Raw genomic sequence first — 15,527 nt, forward strand, 5'->3', positions numbered from 1 at the left:
AGCCCTGAACAGCGGCTCCAACTGGCAGGTCGCTACAGCAAAAACAACGGGGAACCATGCCGACGTATCACGAGGTCATGACGACCGATCTGGCCACGCTCACCACGGCCGCAAGCCGCTGGGACGGGATGGCGAAGGAGTTCCACAAGCAGGAGTTCGCCTACAAGCGGGACGTGTACGGCATCTCCATGGGCCAGACCTGGACGGGGCTGAGCGCGGACGCCGCCAACAAGCGCTTCGCCGTCACACTCAAGGAATTCCAGAACGCTCAGGTGGAGGCCGAGGCGGTGGCCTCACTGCTGCGTGACGCGCACACGCAGTTCACGGATCTGCGCAAGAAGCTGGAGTCGGCCCGAGCGGACGCCGTCGAGGCCGGCATGGCGGTCTCGGACAACGGCGTGGTCTCCTACGACACCGCAAAGCTCAGCGACGGCGAGCGTACTGCCCTGCACCATGACCCCGACTATCAGCAGTCCGTGCGCACGGCTGTCGCCTCCTGGCAGGCGCGCATCGACCAGCTCGTGAAGGACGTCGGCGACGCCGACACCGGGGTCGAGATCGCCCTCAAGGCGGTAGTGATCGACTCCGACATCAACGACGGCACTCTCACCGGCTTCAACGGCCAGGCGCAGGGCGACATTGAGAAATACGAGGCCGCAGCAGCAGCCAGAGACACCCGCACGAAGACCGACGGGTGGGTCGCCGACGGCGAGACCGAAGCCTCCGGCCCCGGCGTCGGGACATCGGCTACCGGGCCCGACACCGGGACCGGCAAGCTGGGCGAGGCCGAGGCGCATGCAGACCTCGGCCGCGCGAGCGCGGAGGGCTCGCTCACCAACGGCCCGATGAAGCTCGCCGGGGAGGCCGAAGCCTATGCAGGCGCCAAGGGCTCCGCGGCCGGCGGCATCACCAACGAGGGCATCAAGGGCGAGGCCGGCGCCTTCGCGGGCGCCGAGGCCACAGCCTCGGGCCGCGCCGACGCCGGCCCTGTCGGGGTCTACGCACGAGCGGAGACCAAGGCGGGCGCTGAGGCTGGCGTCAACGCCGGGGCCGGCCTCGAGGGGTTGCAGGCGGGCGCGGAAGCGTTCGCCGGCGCGAAGGCCGGGGCCGCGGGGGGCGCAGATATCGGGGGCATCGGGGCGGGCGCGACGGTCGAGGGCTGGGCCGGTATCGGGGCCGAGGCCGAGGCGACTCTCGGCAAGGGCACAGACGGCAAGTGGCACATCGGCGCGACGACGGGCGTCGCCCTCGGGCTCGGCGGGGAGGTGGGCTTCGAGGTCACCGTTGATCCGGGGAAGATCGCCGACACGGCGAGCGATGCGGCCGACGCCGTGGGCGATGCGGCCGGGGCGGTCGGCGATGCGGTCGGCAGCCTGTTCTGATGCACGCTCCCGCCGACCCACTGCCATAGGCACACTGCCGTAGTAAGGAGGGCCCGAGATGGCCACGACCCTGCCCGTACCGATCGAGTTCGAGCTGCCGGAAGGCTGGCGCGCCGCACCGCCGGATGAAGTCGGCGCACCGGGCGCGGCGTTCGTCGCGCTGCATCCGCAGCCGGATGCCGGATTCACCGCGAACATCACGATTGATGGCGAGTACCGGCCGGACGCGGCGGCGCTGACCGAGATCGCCGACGAGTCCGTGGAGCGCTTGAGCCAGGCCGCCACGTCGGTCGTGGTCACCGGACGCCGTGAGATCGGCTCCGCGGACGCGCCCGGTTTCACGCAGACGCTGGCCCTCTCGGCCATCGTCGGCGGCGTACCCCGGGACCTCGTCCAATCCCAGGTGTACCTGTCCATGCTGGACGTCGCCGATCCACGCAAGCGGGCGGTGATTCGCCTGGTCCTGACGGCCACCGCGTCCCAACACCCCTTCGTCCTGGACGACTTCCAGGACTTCGTGCGCACCGTCCGCCCGGACGCCAGCGCAGCTTCGTAGCGCGTCCCGCGGAAGCGATCTTGCACCGTCAATCCCACTCCTCATAGGTTGATCTTCATGGGACTCTTCGACAAGCTGACCGGAACCAAGCGCCCCGCAGACGGTGTCACCCCGCGATCCGCAGCTGACGTCCACGCGGCTCTGCTCAGCCTCAACCGCTCTGACGTCCCGTACGTCATCCGGGACGGTCGCGAAGAGGGCGCCGACCTGGTGGCCGAGTGGCGCATCCTGGACCCGGCCTGGCAGACCTTCTTCGTCCGCACCCAGGTGAGTCGAGTGTTCCAGGTCCGAATGCGCCTGGTCCCGGAGAAGAACGAGGTCCGCTCCCTCGACCAGCAGTACGAGGTCACGTGGGTCGGCGACACCCCCAGGCTGGCCATCGCTGCCGAGGCCCAACGTGGCCAGGTGCAGACGGTCTCGAAGCGCTGGACGCTCGGCGGGGGCGAAGACGGCGGCATCGAAGCGACCGAGACGTTCAGGTTCGACAGCTCCGACCTGAAGAACCCCCTGCAGGAGACCGTCCTGGGCGCGGGGTGGACCTGGCGCGGAGTGATCACCGGCAAGCTGTGAGGTGACATCTGGCCGGTTGAGGCCGAGCAGCGCAGACCGGACCTCATGAGCGGGGCGTGGGACGACGTCCACCTCAGGCCTTCGACCACCGCCTGCCGTCCTACATGTTCCGAGCCAGTCCTCAGCCCTCAGGTCAGGAGCTTGCGGACTGATCTGTTTCCTGTCGTCCGACACCGTCGACCGCATCCGGCGCCGCCCCACCCGGTGGGAGCTGTGCGTCGCGGAGCCGCTGGTCGATCCCCGGGTGACCTCACATGCACGCCCGGTCTGTGGTCGTGCGCCAGGGGCTGCGGCGACTGCCCGGGGCCACCGGCTACGGACTGGGGCAGACGATGCCGGTCACGGGCCTGTGGATGGCCCCGGCGGGTCTGATCATGACGGCGCTGCCCTCGGCGCGAGGCTCTCGGCCACCGAGCGGCGGCTGTCACCCCGGAAGTCGCGGCCACACCCCGCCCGGCGGCCGAGGCCAAGGTCTGAGCTGCCGATTCCCAAGGTCTGACCTGACGGTTACGGCTCAAGGGGCCGCTGCACCGCCGAGGTGCGGTCGGCCCGCTCGGCCCTCCGCGTCTGCCGCCGCCCGATCCGGGCGGCGGCAGACGTCTCTGGGAGATATTTTCGGGCTCGTCCTCAGAGGCCGGACGCGCCCGATACGGCGCCGTGGGGCTGCTGCTCAGCGTCCTCTGCGGGCGGGAGCAGCCACTCCTCGTACCGGCCGAGCGCCAGGACCGCCCCCAGCATCAGCGCTGGAATGATCACTGCGAGCACCACCATGGCCGTGCCCCTTCCCCGATGGTCCCGAGAGTGGTTGCGGGGGGTACTCAGGTCGGGTCTCCAGGTATCCGCAACGCAAACCACGGCCTGCACGACCAGGGCAGTCGGAGACCGTGGCGGCCCGGGAACCGGGGCCGGGGGGCCGACTTGCGGTCGTGCCCCTGCGCACGTGTCGAAGAGGGTCGGCCGGGTACTCGTAGACGACTCCCCCGAGCGACTGGAGGGAAAGATGCAGCGAGGCAGCAACCGGCTCAGCGTCCACAAGGACGAGGAGATGAAGCACGAACTGCAGGGGCGGCTCAGGACGGGCCACCCCACGAGGACCGAGGAGTGGCACGACCCGGAACCGACCGCCGACGACGACCCTGAGGTCGTCAACGGGCCCGTGACGCCGGGCCGTTCGCCGGAGCCAGTGGCGGTCATGCGCTACGAGCTGGCGCGGCATCTGGGACGCACCGCCTTCCCGGCCGACTCCGCCCGCCTGGCGCGCATGCTGCGCAAGCGGCGCGCGCCCGACGCGCTGATCGAGCCGGTGGAGCGGCTCCGCCGCGGCACCGTGTACCGCACGGTGCAGGAGCTCGCCCATGCGCTGGTCCGTGAACAGGAGGGGCCGCGGCACGCGCCGGGCCGGTAAGAGGAATGAGGCCTCGCCACAGGGGTACTGCGGGCGGGGTCACGGTCAAGTGGCCGTACCCCTGCAGGCGATGGAACGCAGAAAGGGCCCAGAGACATGGCCGATTTCGTGAGGGAAGTCATGACGCCGGGCGTCGTCGCGGTACGTCCGGACGCCTCACTCGTCGAAGCCGCACAGCTCATGCGGGCCCAGGACATCGGCGATGTCCTGGTCACCAGCGACCAGAACATCATCGGGGTCCTCACGGACCGGGACATCACACTGCGTGCGGTCGCCGACGGAGCGGACCCGCTGACCGTGAGCGCCCAGGCCGTGTGCACCCCCAACCCGGTCGTCATCGGACCGGACGACGCGGTGTCGGCCGCGGTGCACCTCATGCGGGACCACGCGGTGCGCCGGCTGCCGGTGATCGAGGACGGCCGCCCGGTGGGCATGGTGAGCCTCGGCGACCTCGCGGTCGCACAGGACCCGGGCTCCGCGCTCGCCGACATCAGCCGTGCGGAGCCAGGCAGTTAGCGGAGCCCGGCAGTCAGGCCGCGGTCCTCTTACGGCCGCCGCCCCAGCAGGCACAGCAGCTTCGTCTGCACATCCGCGCCCGGCGGCGGCCCCACCGGTGCGGCGAACAGGCCGCTCTTCTCCAACTCCGTGGCGTACGGCGTGACTTCGCGCACCGTGAAGTCGACGAGTTCCGCCGGAAGGCGTTCGTCGGCGCCGATCGCACGGGACAGGTCCCAGGCGTGCACCACGAGGTCCGCGGTCATCTGTGAGCAGTAGTTCGAACCGCGGGTGTCGCCGTACGAGAGATGGACGACGCGGTCGAGGGCACCGTGGCTGTCGAAGGCCCTGCGGGAGGCCTCGGCCGCGTTCTCCCACGACGCGACGGGCTCGTGGCCGAGCACGTCGCCGTCGAACGTGTCTCCGATCGCCTCGATGGTCGCGCCGTACACGACCAGCGGCGATACCCACAGCTGCTCTGCGGTCAGGTGGTTGACGAGGTCGCGGACGGTCCACTCGGCACACGGCGTGGGCGCGTCCCACTGGTCCGCACGGACGGCCCGCACCCGTTCGGTGACCAGGTCCAGCGCTTCGGAGTGCCGGGCGAGCAGCGGATTCTCTGCCATCGGCGTCACCGTCCGCATTCCCTCTCCCGCGCGCCCTCACGGGTACGGCCCGTGGCGACGGGCCTGCGCGGGTGGCGGCGCAGGTACTCGCCCTCCAGCTGCGCCATGCGTTCGTTGTGGGTGCGCAGCGCGTCGTTGGACCCGTACAGCAACGTGTCGTGACGGGTGCGGTGGATCGTCTCCAGCTCCTTCATGAGCTGCTGGTCGTCCAGGCGGACCGGGTCGACTCCATCCATGTCGGCACCCCATTCGTCATCGTGTCGTTCCATACGTACCGGGTACCCGAACCGCCACGAACGGCACAGGACGGCGTCCGGGAGGAAGCCATGGATCTCGAGTTCCTCAATCCACTCTACGAACATCCCGGGCCGTGGGCCTCCGTGTACGCCGACACCTCGCGGCACACGGAGTCCACGCCCGACGAGCGATCACTCGAGGCCCTGTCCGTGTCCCGCACCCTGGCCGAGCAGGGGGCCGACGGGGCCACCTGCCGGGCCGTCCGCACGGCGCTGGAGGACCTGCGGCACTCCACCGAGCCGTTCGGGCGCGCCCTGTTCGCCACGGCCGGAACCGTCGTCCTGGACCCGCCGCTCACCGTGCCGCCGGGAGGCGGCCAGGCGCACTGGGGGGCCCTGCCGCACACGGCTCCGCTGCTGGAGCTGGCCGGGGAGGACCCGGTGTGCCTGGTCGCGTACATCGACCGGCGGGGGGCAGACTTCGAGCTGCGCGGCGCGCGGGGGACGCAGGATGCCGGTGCGGTGGCCGGACGGCAGTGGCCGGTGCACCGTACGGCCTCGTCGGACTGGTCCGAGCGCCACTTCCAGCTGCGGGTCGAGAACACCTGGGAGCACAACGCCGCGGAGATCGCCGACGCGCTCACCGTGTGCCAGGAGGAGACCAGGGCCGAGCTGCTGATCCTGGTGGGCGACGACCGCCAGCGGCGCGCGGTGCACGAACGGCTCCCGCAGCGGCTGCACCCCCAGACGGTGGAGGCCGCGCACGGGGCGTCGAGCCGGCTCCTCGACGAGGAGGTCGACCAGGCCCGCGCCGACCATACGCGGCGCCGGGCGGAGGAGGACCTGGAGCGGTTCCTGGCCGCGCTCACCCCGGACGAGGAGGGCCGCACGGGCGCGGTGGAGGGGGTGCCCGCGCTGGTCGAGGCCGCCCGGGAGCACCGCATCGCCGAGCTGCTGCTCCGGCCGGGCGCGCCCGACGCCCGGCGCGAGGTCTGGGTCGGCGCTGACCCGGACCAGCTGGCCGTACGCCGAACGGAGGTCAAGGAGCCGCTGGGCGAGCCGACACCTCAGCCGGCCCGCGCGGACGACGCCCTGCTGCGCTCTGCCGTGGCGACGGACGCAGAGGCCCGCTCCCTGGCGACAGCACACCCACTGGGCTCTCCAGTGGGCGGCCTGGGAGCGCTACTGCGCTGGAGGTGACAACGTCAGCGGGTGCGCTCCACCCGCCGCTCGTCCCACACGGGCTCCGCTGTCTCGCGCACACGACCATCGCTACCGAAGACCAGATACCGGTCGAACGAACGAGCGAACCACCGGTCGTGGGTCACGGCGAGCACCGTCCCCTCGTACGCCTCAAGACCCTCCTGAAGCGCTTCGGCCGACTCCAGGTCGAGGTTGTCCGTCGGCTCGTCAAGCAGCAGGGCCGTCGTGCCCGCGAGCTCGAGGAGCAGGATCTGGAATCGGGCCTGCTGCCCGCCCGACAGCTTCTCGAAGCGCTGTTCCGCCTGCCCGGTCAGCTCGTAGCGGCGCAGCCGGGACATCGCGGCGCCCCGGTCCTTGGCGTGCTCGCGCCACAGGATGTCGAGCAGCGTACGCCCCTCGAGTTCCGGGTGGGCGTGCGTCTGCGCGAAGTGTCCGGGCACGACGCGGGCCCCGAGCTTCCACTCCCCCGTATGGGCGACGTCGTCCCCGGCGAGGAGCCGTAGGAAGTGGGACTTTCCGGAGCCGTTCGACCCGAGCACAGCGACCCGCTCGCCGTAGAAGACCTCCAGGTCGAAGGGTTTCATCAGGCCCGTGAGCTCCAGGCTCTTGCACGTGACCGCGCGTACGCCGGTGCGGCCGCCGTGCAGGCGCATCCTGATGTCCTGCTTGCGGGGCGGCTCGGGCGGCGGACCCGCCTCCTCGAACTTCCGCAGCCGTGTCTTCGCCGCCTGGTAGCGCGATGCCATCTCGTCGCTGCGCGACGCGTACTGCTGCATGTCCAGGACGAGCTTCTTGAGCTGCGCGTGCTTCTCGTCCCAGCGCCGCCGTAGCTCCTCGAAGCGCTCGAACCGCTCGCGCCGAGCCTCGTGGTACGTCGCGAACGAGCCGCCGTGCACCCACACGTCGCTGCCCGCCGGGCTCGGCTCCACGCTCACGATCTTCTCGGCTGCGAGCGCGAGGAGCTCGCGGTCGTGCGAGACGAAGAGCACCGTCTTGCGGGTCTCGCGCAGCCGTTCCTCGAGCCAGCGCTTGCCGGGCACGTCGAGGTAGTTGTCCGGCTCGTCGAGGAGCAGTACCTCGTCGGTGCCGCGCAGCAGCGCCTCCAGGACGAGGCGCTTCTGCTCGCCGCCGCTGAGCGTGCGCACCTCGCGCCACTGCGCCTTCTCGTACGGGACGCCGAGCGCGGCCGTGGTGCACATGTCCCAGAGCGTCTCGGCCTCGTAGCCGCGCACCTCGGCCCAGTCGGAGAGCGCCTGCGCGTACTGCAGCTGCGCGGCCTCGTCGTCGACGGTCATGATCGCGTGCTCGGCGGCGTCGACGGCCTTCGCGGCCTCGCGGATACGGGGCGGCGCCACCGAGACGAGCAGGTCGCGCACGGTCGTGGTGTCGCGCACCGACCCCACGAACTGCGGCATCACGCCGAGCCCGCCGCTGACCGTGATGGTTCCGCCGTGCGCCTTGAGCTCGCCGGAGACCAGCCTCAGCAGGGTCGTCTTGCCCGCGCCGTTCGGCCCCACCAGGGCGACCACCGCGCCTTCGCCGACCCGGAACGAGACATCGCCGAGCAGCGCCCTCCCGTCCGGCAGGTAGTACTCGAGATGCGCCGCTTCCAGATGCCCCATGGTTGCGGATTGTGACGGGCCCCGAGGGCCGGTGGCAACGGCTTTTCGCTGCCTGGTGGCAGTCCGGGCGATGCGGGTACCCGTGCTGCATGTCTACTGGCATGTCCACCGACGTCGACCTCACCGTCCCCGAGTTTCAGCGCCACACCGTCCTCAGCCGGCTGGTGGCTGTCGACTGCCGCCTCTTCGAGGCGGTCGCCTCACGCCACTGGCCCGGCGCCGAACCCTTCCTCCCCCGGCTGAGCCGCAGCGCCAACCACGGACTGCTGTGGTTCGGCACGGCCGCGGCCATCGCCGCGAGCCGGTCGCCGCGGGCCCGGCGGGCCGCGCTCCGCGGGACGGCATCGCTGGCGCTCGCCTCCGCGACCATCAACACCATCGGCAAGCGCTCCGTACGCCGGGCCCGGCCGCTGCTCGACGTGGTGCCCCTGACGCGCCAGCTGAAGCGGCAGCCGATCACCACGTCGTTCCCCTCGGGCCACTCGGCGTCCGCCGCCGCCTTCGCCACGGGTGTGGCCCTGGAGTCGCGCCGCTGGGGCTCGGCCGTCGCTCCGGTCGCGGCCGCTGTCGCCCTGTCCCGCGTCTACACCGGGGCGCACTTCCCCAGCGACGTGCTGGCCGGTGCGGCACTGGGGGCGGGTGCGGCCTTCGCCGTACGCGGCCTCGTCCCGACCCGCGACCAGCTGCAACCCCCCGCGCGCCCGGCCGCCGACGCCCCCGCGCTGCCGCGCGGACAGGGCCTGGTGGTCGTGGTCAACACAGCTGCGGGCCAGCCGGAACGGGTCCGCGCACTGCGCGACGCCCTGCCGCTCGCCGATGTCGTGGAGTGCGAACCGGACGCCATCAGGGACGAGTTGGAGCGCGCGGCCCGTCGGGCCCTGGCCCTGGGCGTGTGCGGCGGCGACGGCACCGTGAACGCGGCCGCGCAGGTCGCGCTGCGCCACGGGCTGCCCCTCGCGGTGGTTCCGGGCGGCACGCTCAACCATTTCGCGCAGGACATCGGCGTCGAGGACGTCCGGACCGTCTGCGAGGCCGTCGAGCGCGGTGAGGCGATCGCGGTCGACGTCGGACGGTTCGTCGTACGGGACGGCATCGGAGACGAGACCGGGGAGAACCCGGGGTCCGACACCAGGGAAGGCTCCGACACCGGCGAAGGCTCCGCGACCAGCGAGGGCTGCTTCCTCAACAACCTCAGCCTCGGGGTGTACGCCGAGCTCGTCCTGGAGCGCGAGCGATGGGCCCCGCGCATCGGCGGATGGGCGGCCGGGGTGTTCGCGGCGGTACGCGTCCTGCAGGCGCACCGGCATCCGCTGCGGGCCGGGTTCGCGATCGGCGAGCAGCCGTTATGGCTGCTGTTCGCGGGCAACGGCACCTATCACCGTACGGGCCTCGCCCCCGGCCGCCGCTTCGATCTCGCGGACGGGCTGCTGGACGTGCGCCTGGTGCACGGCGGCCGCAGGCCCGGCCCGCGGTTGCTGGCCGCGGCGCTCGCCGGCCCGCTGACGCGCTCCCCCTTCCACGCGGCGGTGCGGCTGCGCCGACTGCGGGTGAGCGGCATCGCGGAGGGCACCCCCATGGCGTACGACGGTGAACTGACCTCGATCGGGGGCGAGTTGACCATCGACAAGCTTCCCGAGGCGCTGGTCGCCTACCGGCCGCTCCCCCGGACCCCATGACCACATTGTGAGATAGCGATCTCATTATTCGGCGCACCTGCGTACGCTGATGCGCATCATCCCCCGCGAGGCCGCCTCGCCGGGGGCCGCCTTGTGCGGTCCCACGAGGCCGGGTCCGTCGGGGACCGAGTGACGCGAAGGGGAGAACGCCATGCCGAAGGAGACCGCTGTCTACACGCACGGCCACCACGAGTCCGTGCTGCGCTCGCACACCTGGCGGACCGCCGAGAACTCGGCGGCCTACCTGCTCGGCTCGCTCAAGCCCCACATGCAGATCCTGGACATCGGCTGCGGGCCCGGCACCATCACCGCCGACCTGGCCGCGCTGGTCCCGGACGGGCACGTCACGGGCGTGGACCACGCACCGGGCATCCTGGATCAGGCCCGCGCCACGGCGGTGGAACGGGGCCTGGACAACGTCGACTTCGCCGTCGCCGACGTCCACGCGCTGGACTACCCCGACGACTCGTTCTGCGTCGTCCACGCGCACCAGGTGCTGCAGCACGTGGGTGACCCGGTGCAGGCGCTGCGCGAGATGCGCCGGGTGTGCAAGCCGGGCGGCTTCATCGCCGTACGCGACTCGGACTACTCGGCGATGACCTGGTATCCGCACTCCCCTGGCATGGACGACTGGCTGGACCTGTATCGGCGGGTGGCCCGGGCCAACGGCGGCGAGCCCGACGCCGGACGCCGGCTCAAGTCATGGGCGCTGCAGGCCGGGCTGACGGACATCACCGCCACGTCGTCCACCTGGTGCTTCTCCGCCCCGGACGAGCGCGCCTGGTGGAGCGGCCTGTGGGCCGACCGTACGGCAGCTTCCGCGTATGCGGACCGTGCGGTGGAGGGCGGACATGCGACGGCCGAGCAGTTGACCGCGATCTCGGAGGCGTGGCGGGAATGGGGGCGGCAGGAGGACGCCTGGTTCTCCGTACTGCATGGAGAAATCCTCTGCCGGAAGTGAGAGGTGAGTGAGCGCCACCTCAGGCACATACAGCGGTAGTTCTGGCACACACCGCCGTAAACAGGCGTCAGACGCTGTGTAGGGGGGCCGCTTCGGGCAACTCGTCCTGCAGGAGGTTGAAAAACATGGTTCCCATCCTGCTGGTACTGCTATTGGCACTCATTCTGTTCGGTGCCGGTTTCGCAGCGAAAGTGCTCTGGTGGATCGCGCTCGCGGTGCTGGTCATCTGGCTGCTCGGATTCCTGACGCGGAGCACCACGGGCACCGGAACGAGGGCCCGCTGGTACAGGTGGTAGCCCACTGGTACAGGCGGTAGAGAGCGACCGAGCTCCCGGTCATTCCCGGGGAAGCAGCGGTCCGAGCGGCCCGAGGTCTATGTTGAGGTCCTCGGGCCGCAGCCCGTACCGCTCGCGCAGTTCGATCATGCGCTCCTCCAGGAGCATCAGGGTCAGCCCGATCCGCTCCTCCTGCTCCTCCGTCAGGTCCCCCGTGTCGACGCGGCGCAGCGCCTGCCTCTCCATCAGCTGGCGCAGCAACTCGACGACCGTCAGGACGAGTTTGACGAGATCGCGCTCCACGGTGTCGGGCTCGAGGTCCAGCCGGTTGCGCGCCCTTTTCTGCACGGCCTTGCGCGTCCTGTCCTCTGCCATGTCAGGACACCTCCGGCAGCGCCCGGGGCCGGGCCTCGGGCAGCGTCTCCGGCTGCATCATCCCCTGCCATGGCGAGGGCACCTGCTCGTTCACCGAGCTGATGAGGGCGTTCAGGTCGATGCGTACGAGATCGACGTCCGCGATGCGCAGGGTGATGTCGCCGGTGATGACCACACCACCGGCCAGCAGCCGATCCAGGAGGTCCACGAGGGCGATCTCGCGCCGTTCGACGACGGTCATCGACGGTCCTCCCCCTCGTACGCGCCCTGGTTCTGCGCGGCCTCGGCGGTCCCCTGCCCGTAGTCGTCCAGGCTGGAGAACGAGTACGCGGCCCACGGGCCGGTCAGTTCGACGCGCAGCCCCGGTTCCTCGTCCTTCGTGCGGTCCACCAGCTCTACGAATTCCTCGGAATGAGAACGGTCGACGAGATATGCGGCATTGAGCACATTGCGTCCGGGGGCCCGGGAAAGCGCGGGATTCTGCGGAGGGTGCAGCCGTGTCGCCCACGCATGCCGGGAAAGGTGTTCGTGCAGTCTCCGCGCGAAATTCTCTGCGCGTTCCCAGGTGTTGTCCTGCCGTTCGCGCGCCGCGCGCTTGCGGCGGAGGTAGTCGCGCCCGGTCGCGGCTTTCGGCGCCGGTTCGGGGGCCTGGTCCTGCGGCGCGCTCTTCTCCGGGTCCACATACACCTTGACGCCCCACTCGACCCGGCCGGCTATCCGTTCCAGCGCGGTGTGGAGGCGTTCTCCCTCGGCCTCCATCATGGTGCGTACGCCGCTGTCGTCGCGGAACACGGTGGCCAGCCGCAGCGGCAGCGGGCTCGTGACGGTGGTGAGCGCCGCGATCACACTCTCGTGGGCGCGGGCGGTGTCGGACAGCCAGTCCAGGTCCTCCAGATGCGCACGCAGGGGCTCCTCGGCGAACTCCCCCTCCGGTACGGCGCTGACGACGGCGACCAGGTCGCCGTGGCGCAGCAGCTTCGGGGGGCTGCCCGCGACTCCCGTGAGCTCGGCCTGCAGCGGCGCTTCCAAGGGCCGGCAGACGGCGTACACATAGCGCAGACCGCTCATGTCGCTCATGCCCTCTCCTCGTCCGCCGGGTCGTCGCCGTCCTCGCGATCCGGACGGTCCTCATGGTCCTCACGGGCGCGGCGGACGCCGCCGGACGGGCGCGCCTCGCCGGACCCGCGATCCGCCGCGGCCCGGCGTACCCCACCTGACCGGCGTGCCTCGCCCGAACCCGTATCCACTGCGGACCGTCGTACCTCGCCCGACCGGCGATCCGATTCGGACCGGCGCACCTCGCCGGACCGGCGATCGTCGTCCGACCGTCGGACCTCGTCGGAACTGTGCACCTCGTCGGACCGGGATCCCTTCTCTGCGCGGGGATCCTTCTCCGAGTGGCGCCCTTCAGCGGACCGGTGCGGCCTGTCCGGCCTCTGGCTCTCGACGTCCGATCGGCGAGCCCTGTCCGAAGTACGGCCCTCGGCAGGATGACGGTCCTCGGGGTGACGGTCCTCGCTCGCCGGATGGCGGTCCTCGCCGGGCTCGCGGCGGCGCTCTGCGACCCGGCGGCCCCTCTCCGGCCGCTGGCCCTCGCCGGAACGGCGTGGCTCGTCTGAGCCGCGGGGCTCAGCCGGCCGGTGAGGCTCACCGGAGCGGCGGCGGCCCTCGTCGGCCCGGCGTATCTCGTCGGGCCGGTGCATCTCGTCGGTTCGGCGTATGTCGTCGATCCCGAGCATGTCCTCGTGCCTGCGGCGGTCGTCGTACTCGTACCGGCGGCCGTCCTCGTACTCGCGAACGTCCTCGTATCCGCGGATCTCTTCGGGCGCACGCCGCCCCTCGTACCCGCGGATCTCCTCCCCGCGAACCTCCTCAAGCCTGCGTGCCTCCTCGGGCCGGCGCGCCTCCTCGAGTGCCGCCACGCGCGCGTGGAGCTCCGCGTTCTCGCGGGCGAGTTCGTCGCGGCGGGCGCGGGAGGAGAGCTCGGGGTCGGTCTCCCACCAGTCGATCCCCATCTCCTTCGCCTTGTCGACGGAGGCGATGACGAGCCGCAGTTTCACGGTGAGCAGCTCGATGTCGAGCAGGTTGATGCGGATGTCGCCGGCGATCACGATGCCCTTGTCGAGCACGCGCTCCAGGATGTCGGCCAGATTGGACCCGCTCCCCTGCCCGTACGGCTCGGGAAGCCTGCTTGCTGTCGTCATCAGGGTCGGCTCACTCTCCGAAGGGCCGTTGCATCTGATACGCCTGGGCCTGCTCGAGCCGGTCGAGGAGCTCGTCCTCGAGCCGGTCGAATTCTTCGGCGTCGATCTCGCCCGCCTCCAACTTCTGCTCGAGGCGGGCGAGTGCGCTGCGTATCACCGTCGGGTCGTAGTACTGCCGCTCGGCCTCGTCGAGCACCCGTCTCATCACCCACATGCTGCCGCGCAGGGGGGCGGCGGGCAGCAGCAGGACCTCCTTCAGCAGTCCCATACGCTCACCCACTCCGTTGTCATGGACGTCGAACTCACTCCGTCGTCGACGTGGACGCCGCGGCTTCCGCGGGCTCGGACGGTCCGGGCTCGACGAAGCTGTACGGCGGCAGGGGACCGTTGACCCGCAGCTCCAGATGCGGATGCGCCTTGCGTACCTCCTCGACGGCGGCGAGGAAGGGCTCGGCGGATTCGCGGTCGACGAGGAACGACACGTTGGCCACCCAACCGGTGGACTCCGGGCCGACGCTGATGGCCTCGGCCACCGGTTCCAGGGTGTGCTGCAGTTCGACGGCGTCCTCGGCCTCCCGCGTCTGCAGTGCGGCCACCACCATCTCCCCGAGCCGCAGCCGGTCCTCGTAATTCCCGCCGCCCGCCTTGCGGTTGGCCTCCGTCATGGCGCGGATCTCCGGGTTCTCCGCCATGACGCGGTGCAGCACGGCCTCCTCGTTGTGCACGGCCTTGACGTTGTACTCGTCCATCCCGTCGAGGGACCTCAGCCGCTCGTCGTAGTGTTCGGCACGCTCCTGAAGCACATGCCGGACTGCGTCGTCGTCGGTGGCGATGCTGCCGAATCGCATGGGCAGCACCGGACCGCCGGCGCCCGCCTCGCTCAGCACCTTCTGGTGGGCGAGCAAGTCGCTCCGCTTGGGCCGCAACCCCTCGGGCGCGTCGCTGACGATCGCGGCGAGATCGCCCTCGGCGACGATCCGCACCGGGCGCGGCGGGGCTCCGATGCCTTCCATCCCGTCCGGGAGCGACCGGCCGGCACGGCGAGCGATGCCGTAGACGTAAGTGCTCACTCCTGCTCCTCCTCCCTCTTCACCCGCTTCTCGGAACCCTCCTTCGCCCTCCTGCTGCTCCTGGCGTCGGCCGCCGCCTCCTCGGCCTTGTCGCGGACCGAACCGATGGCGTCCTGCACGGTCTGGGCGGCGCCGGACAGCGCCCCCTTCGTCTTCCGGCGCGCGCCGGACTCGGTGACCTGTCCCACCATCTCGGGCAGCCCGGGCCGGGCCTTCTTGCCGGCCTCCAGGTCGAGCCGGTTGCAGGCCTCCGCGAAGCGCAGATAGGTGTCGACACTCGCGACGACGACCCTCACATCGATCTTGAGAATTTCAATTCCGACGAGCGAGACGCGTACGAAGGCGTCGATGACGAGTCCTCGGTCGAGGACGAGCTCCAAGACGTCGTACAGGCCGCTGGTGCCGCCTCCGCCTCCGGTCTGTGTTGTCGGGACTACGGTCATGACGACCGGTCCTCCTTGTCCGTCTGTGGTTTCGGTCGCGGGTTGGGCGGCCGTCTAGCGGCCGCCGCCGGATCTGTCGGACCTCCCGCGTTCGTAGCGGCGGAGGCGCCGGTACCCCATGAGCTCGCCGCGTGGGTCGAGATCGACCTCGTAGCTCCCCAGCAGGCTCATCGTGTCGGGCACTCGTTCGAGCTCGAGCACCTCGACTTCCAGCCGCCAGCCGTCGTCGGTCCGCTCGAAGGACGAGACGGACTCGGCGGGCATACCGGTGAGCTCCTGCAGCTGGGCGCGTGCGTTGCGCAGCACCTCCATCGGACCCGGCAGGTCCTCCGCCGTTCCGGGTTGCTTCTTGTCCGGTGTGTTCCCCATGGCCACCTCTGGTTTCGAGTGGCCAGTGGGGATGGGGCCAAACATCGAGGGGTCCGGTG

The 15,527-nt window shown here is 70.9% G+C and carries 20 protein-coding genes and 2 pseudogenes; 10 read left to right on the forward strand and 12 right to left on the reverse strand.

Annotated features, from left to right (window positions below; all coding sequences use genetic code 11):
* Positions 1-77 precede the first annotated feature (77 nt).
* The 4 genes and pseudogenes from ABT009_RS12835 to ABT009_RS12850 all read left to right on the forward strand — a co-directional run.
* On the forward strand, positions 78-1,382 hold the full coding sequence (locus tag ABT009_RS12835; protein ID WP_351292619.1) for a hypothetical protein: 1,305 nt from the start codon (positions 78-80) through the stop codon (positions 1,380-1,382).
* Between the two features lie 58 nt (positions 1,383-1,440).
* Positions 1,441-1,938: a hypothetical protein gene (locus ABT009_RS12840; RefSeq protein WP_351292621.1), complete on the forward strand. Its 498-nt coding sequence runs from the start codon at positions 1,441-1,443 to the stop codon at positions 1,936-1,938.
* 57 nt (positions 1,939-1,995) lie between these two features.
* Complete coding sequence (locus ABT009_RS12845; protein WP_351292623.1) at positions 1,996-2,508, forward strand: hypothetical protein; 513 nt, start codon at positions 1,996-1,998, stop codon at positions 2,506-2,508.
* 205 nt (positions 2,509-2,713) lie between these two features.
* Positions 2,714-2,894 (forward strand): annotated as a pseudogene (locus ABT009_RS12850) (MFS transporter); the annotation flags it as partial.
* 241 nt (positions 2,895-3,135) lie between these two features.
* On the opposite strand, the gene ABT009_RS12855 reads toward ABT009_RS12850, so the two are convergent.
* A complete protein-coding gene (locus tag ABT009_RS12855; protein WP_351292625.1) occupies positions 3,136-3,279 on the reverse strand; it encodes a hypothetical protein in 144 nt (47 codons plus the stop codon).
* 229 nt (positions 3,280-3,508) lie between these two features.
* Here ABT009_RS12855 and ABT009_RS12860 point away from each other — a divergent pair, with 229 nt between their 5' ends.
* On the forward strand, positions 3,509-3,913 hold the full coding sequence (locus tag ABT009_RS12860; RefSeq protein WP_351292627.1) for a DUF2795 domain-containing protein: 405 nt from the start codon (positions 3,509-3,511) through the stop codon (positions 3,911-3,913).
* 96 nt (positions 3,914-4,009) lie between these two features.
* Positions 4,010-4,429: a CBS domain-containing protein gene (locus ABT009_RS12865; protein WP_351292629.1), complete on the forward strand. Its 420-nt coding sequence runs from the start codon at positions 4,010-4,012 to the stop codon at positions 4,427-4,429.
* 29 nt (positions 4,430-4,458) lie between these two features.
* Here ABT009_RS12865 and ABT009_RS12870 read toward each other — a convergent pair whose 3' ends face one another.
* Positions 4,459-5,034: a TIGR03086 family metal-binding protein gene (locus ABT009_RS12870; protein ID WP_351292631.1), complete on the reverse strand. Its 576-nt coding sequence runs from the start codon at positions 5,032-5,034 to the stop codon at positions 4,459-4,461.
* A gap of 5 nt (positions 5,035-5,039) precedes the next feature.
* A complete protein-coding gene (locus ABT009_RS12875) occupies positions 5,040-5,303 on the reverse strand; it encodes a DUF6158 family protein (RefSeq protein WP_351292633.1) in 264 nt (87 codons plus the stop codon).
* Positions 5,304-5,360: 57 nt separating this feature from the next.
* Here ABT009_RS12875 and ABT009_RS12880 point away from each other — a divergent pair, with 57 nt between their 5' ends.
* Positions 5,361-6,470, forward strand: a complete 1,110-nt coding sequence (locus ABT009_RS12880; RefSeq protein WP_351292635.1) for a baeRF2 domain-containing protein — start codon at positions 5,361-5,363, stop codon at positions 6,468-6,470.
* Positions 6,471-6,475: 5 nt separating this feature from the next.
* Here ABT009_RS12880 and ABT009_RS12885 read toward each other — a convergent pair whose 3' ends face one another.
* Positions 6,476-8,095, reverse strand: coding sequence for an ATP-binding cassette domain-containing protein (locus ABT009_RS12885; RefSeq protein ID WP_351292637.1), 1,620 nt, complete (start codon positions 8,093-8,095; stop codon positions 6,476-6,478).
* A 101-nt stretch (positions 8,096-8,196) separates the two neighbouring features.
* Between ABT009_RS12885 and ABT009_RS12890 the strand changes: the two genes are divergently transcribed.
* From ABT009_RS12890 to ABT009_RS12900, 3 genes are all read left to right on the forward strand, one after another.
* Positions 8,197-9,771: a bifunctional phosphatase PAP2/diacylglycerol kinase family protein gene (locus ABT009_RS12890; protein WP_351292968.1), complete on the forward strand. Its 1,575-nt coding sequence runs from the start codon at positions 8,197-8,199 to the stop codon at positions 9,769-9,771.
* A 151-nt stretch (positions 9,772-9,922) separates the two neighbouring features.
* Positions 9,923-10,732 carry a class I SAM-dependent methyltransferase gene (locus ABT009_RS12895; protein ID WP_351292639.1) on the forward strand — a complete coding sequence of 270 codons (810 nt, stop codon included), beginning with the start codon at positions 9,923-9,925 and terminating at the stop codon, positions 10,730-10,732.
* Positions 10,733-10,857: 125 nt separating this feature from the next.
* Positions 10,858-11,028: a hydrophobic protein gene (locus tag ABT009_RS12900; RefSeq protein WP_351292641.1), complete on the forward strand. Its 171-nt coding sequence runs from the start codon at positions 10,858-10,860 to the stop codon at positions 11,026-11,028.
* A gap of 39 nt (positions 11,029-11,067) precedes the next feature.
* On the opposite strand, the gene ABT009_RS12905 is transcribed toward ABT009_RS12900, so the two are convergent.
* The 8 genes and pseudogenes from ABT009_RS12905 to ABT009_RS12940 form a co-directional block, all read right to left on the reverse strand.
* Complete coding sequence (locus tag ABT009_RS12905) at positions 11,068-11,382, reverse strand: gas vesicle protein K (protein ID WP_351292643.1); 315 nt, start codon at positions 11,380-11,382, stop codon at positions 11,068-11,070.
* 1 nt (position 11,383) lies between these two features.
* Positions 11,384-11,623 carry a gas vesicle protein gene (locus tag ABT009_RS12910; protein WP_502989859.1) on the reverse strand — a complete coding sequence of 80 codons (240 nt, stop codon included), beginning with the start codon at positions 11,621-11,623 and terminating at the stop codon, positions 11,384-11,386.
* The gene (locus ABT009_RS12915) at positions 11,620-12,450 is read right to left on the reverse strand and encodes a GvpL/GvpF family gas vesicle protein (RefSeq protein ID WP_351292970.1); all 831 of its coding nucleotides are present in this window, start codon (positions 12,448-12,450) and stop codon (positions 11,620-11,622) included. The genes ABT009_RS12910 and ABT009_RS12915 overlap by 4 nt, the downstream gene beginning before the upstream one ends.
* Positions 12,451-13,265: 815 nt before the next feature.
* Positions 13,266-13,586, reverse strand: a pseudogene (locus ABT009_RS12920) (gas vesicle protein); the annotation flags it as partial.
* 10 nt (positions 13,587-13,596) lie between these two features.
* Entirely contained in the window at positions 13,597-13,854 is a 258-nt protein-coding gene (locus ABT009_RS12925) for a gas vesicle protein GvpG (RefSeq protein WP_351292645.1), read from the reverse strand.
* 34 nt (positions 13,855-13,888) lie between these two features.
* Positions 13,889-14,656 (reverse strand): GvpL/GvpF family gas vesicle protein, encoded by a 768-nt coding sequence (locus tag ABT009_RS12930; protein ID WP_351292647.1) that lies wholly within the window; start codon positions 14,654-14,656, stop codon positions 13,889-13,891.
* Entirely contained in the window at positions 14,653-15,099 is a 447-nt protein-coding gene (gvpJ, locus tag ABT009_RS12935) for a gas vesicle protein GvpJ (RefSeq protein ID WP_351292649.1), read from the reverse strand. Before gvpJ ends, ABT009_RS12930 begins: the two co-directional genes overlap by 4 nt.
* A gap of 54 nt (positions 15,100-15,153) precedes the next feature.
* A complete protein-coding gene (locus tag ABT009_RS12940) occupies positions 15,154-15,468 on the reverse strand; it encodes a gas vesicle protein GvpO (protein ID WP_351292651.1) in 315 nt (104 codons plus the stop codon).
* Positions 15,469-15,527: the final 59 nt, after the last annotated feature.

This window comes from Streptomyces sp. NPDC002896 (assembly GCF_040295225.1).
Taxonomy (GTDB): domain Bacteria; phylum Actinomycetota; class Actinomycetes; order Streptomycetales; family Streptomycetaceae; genus Streptomyces.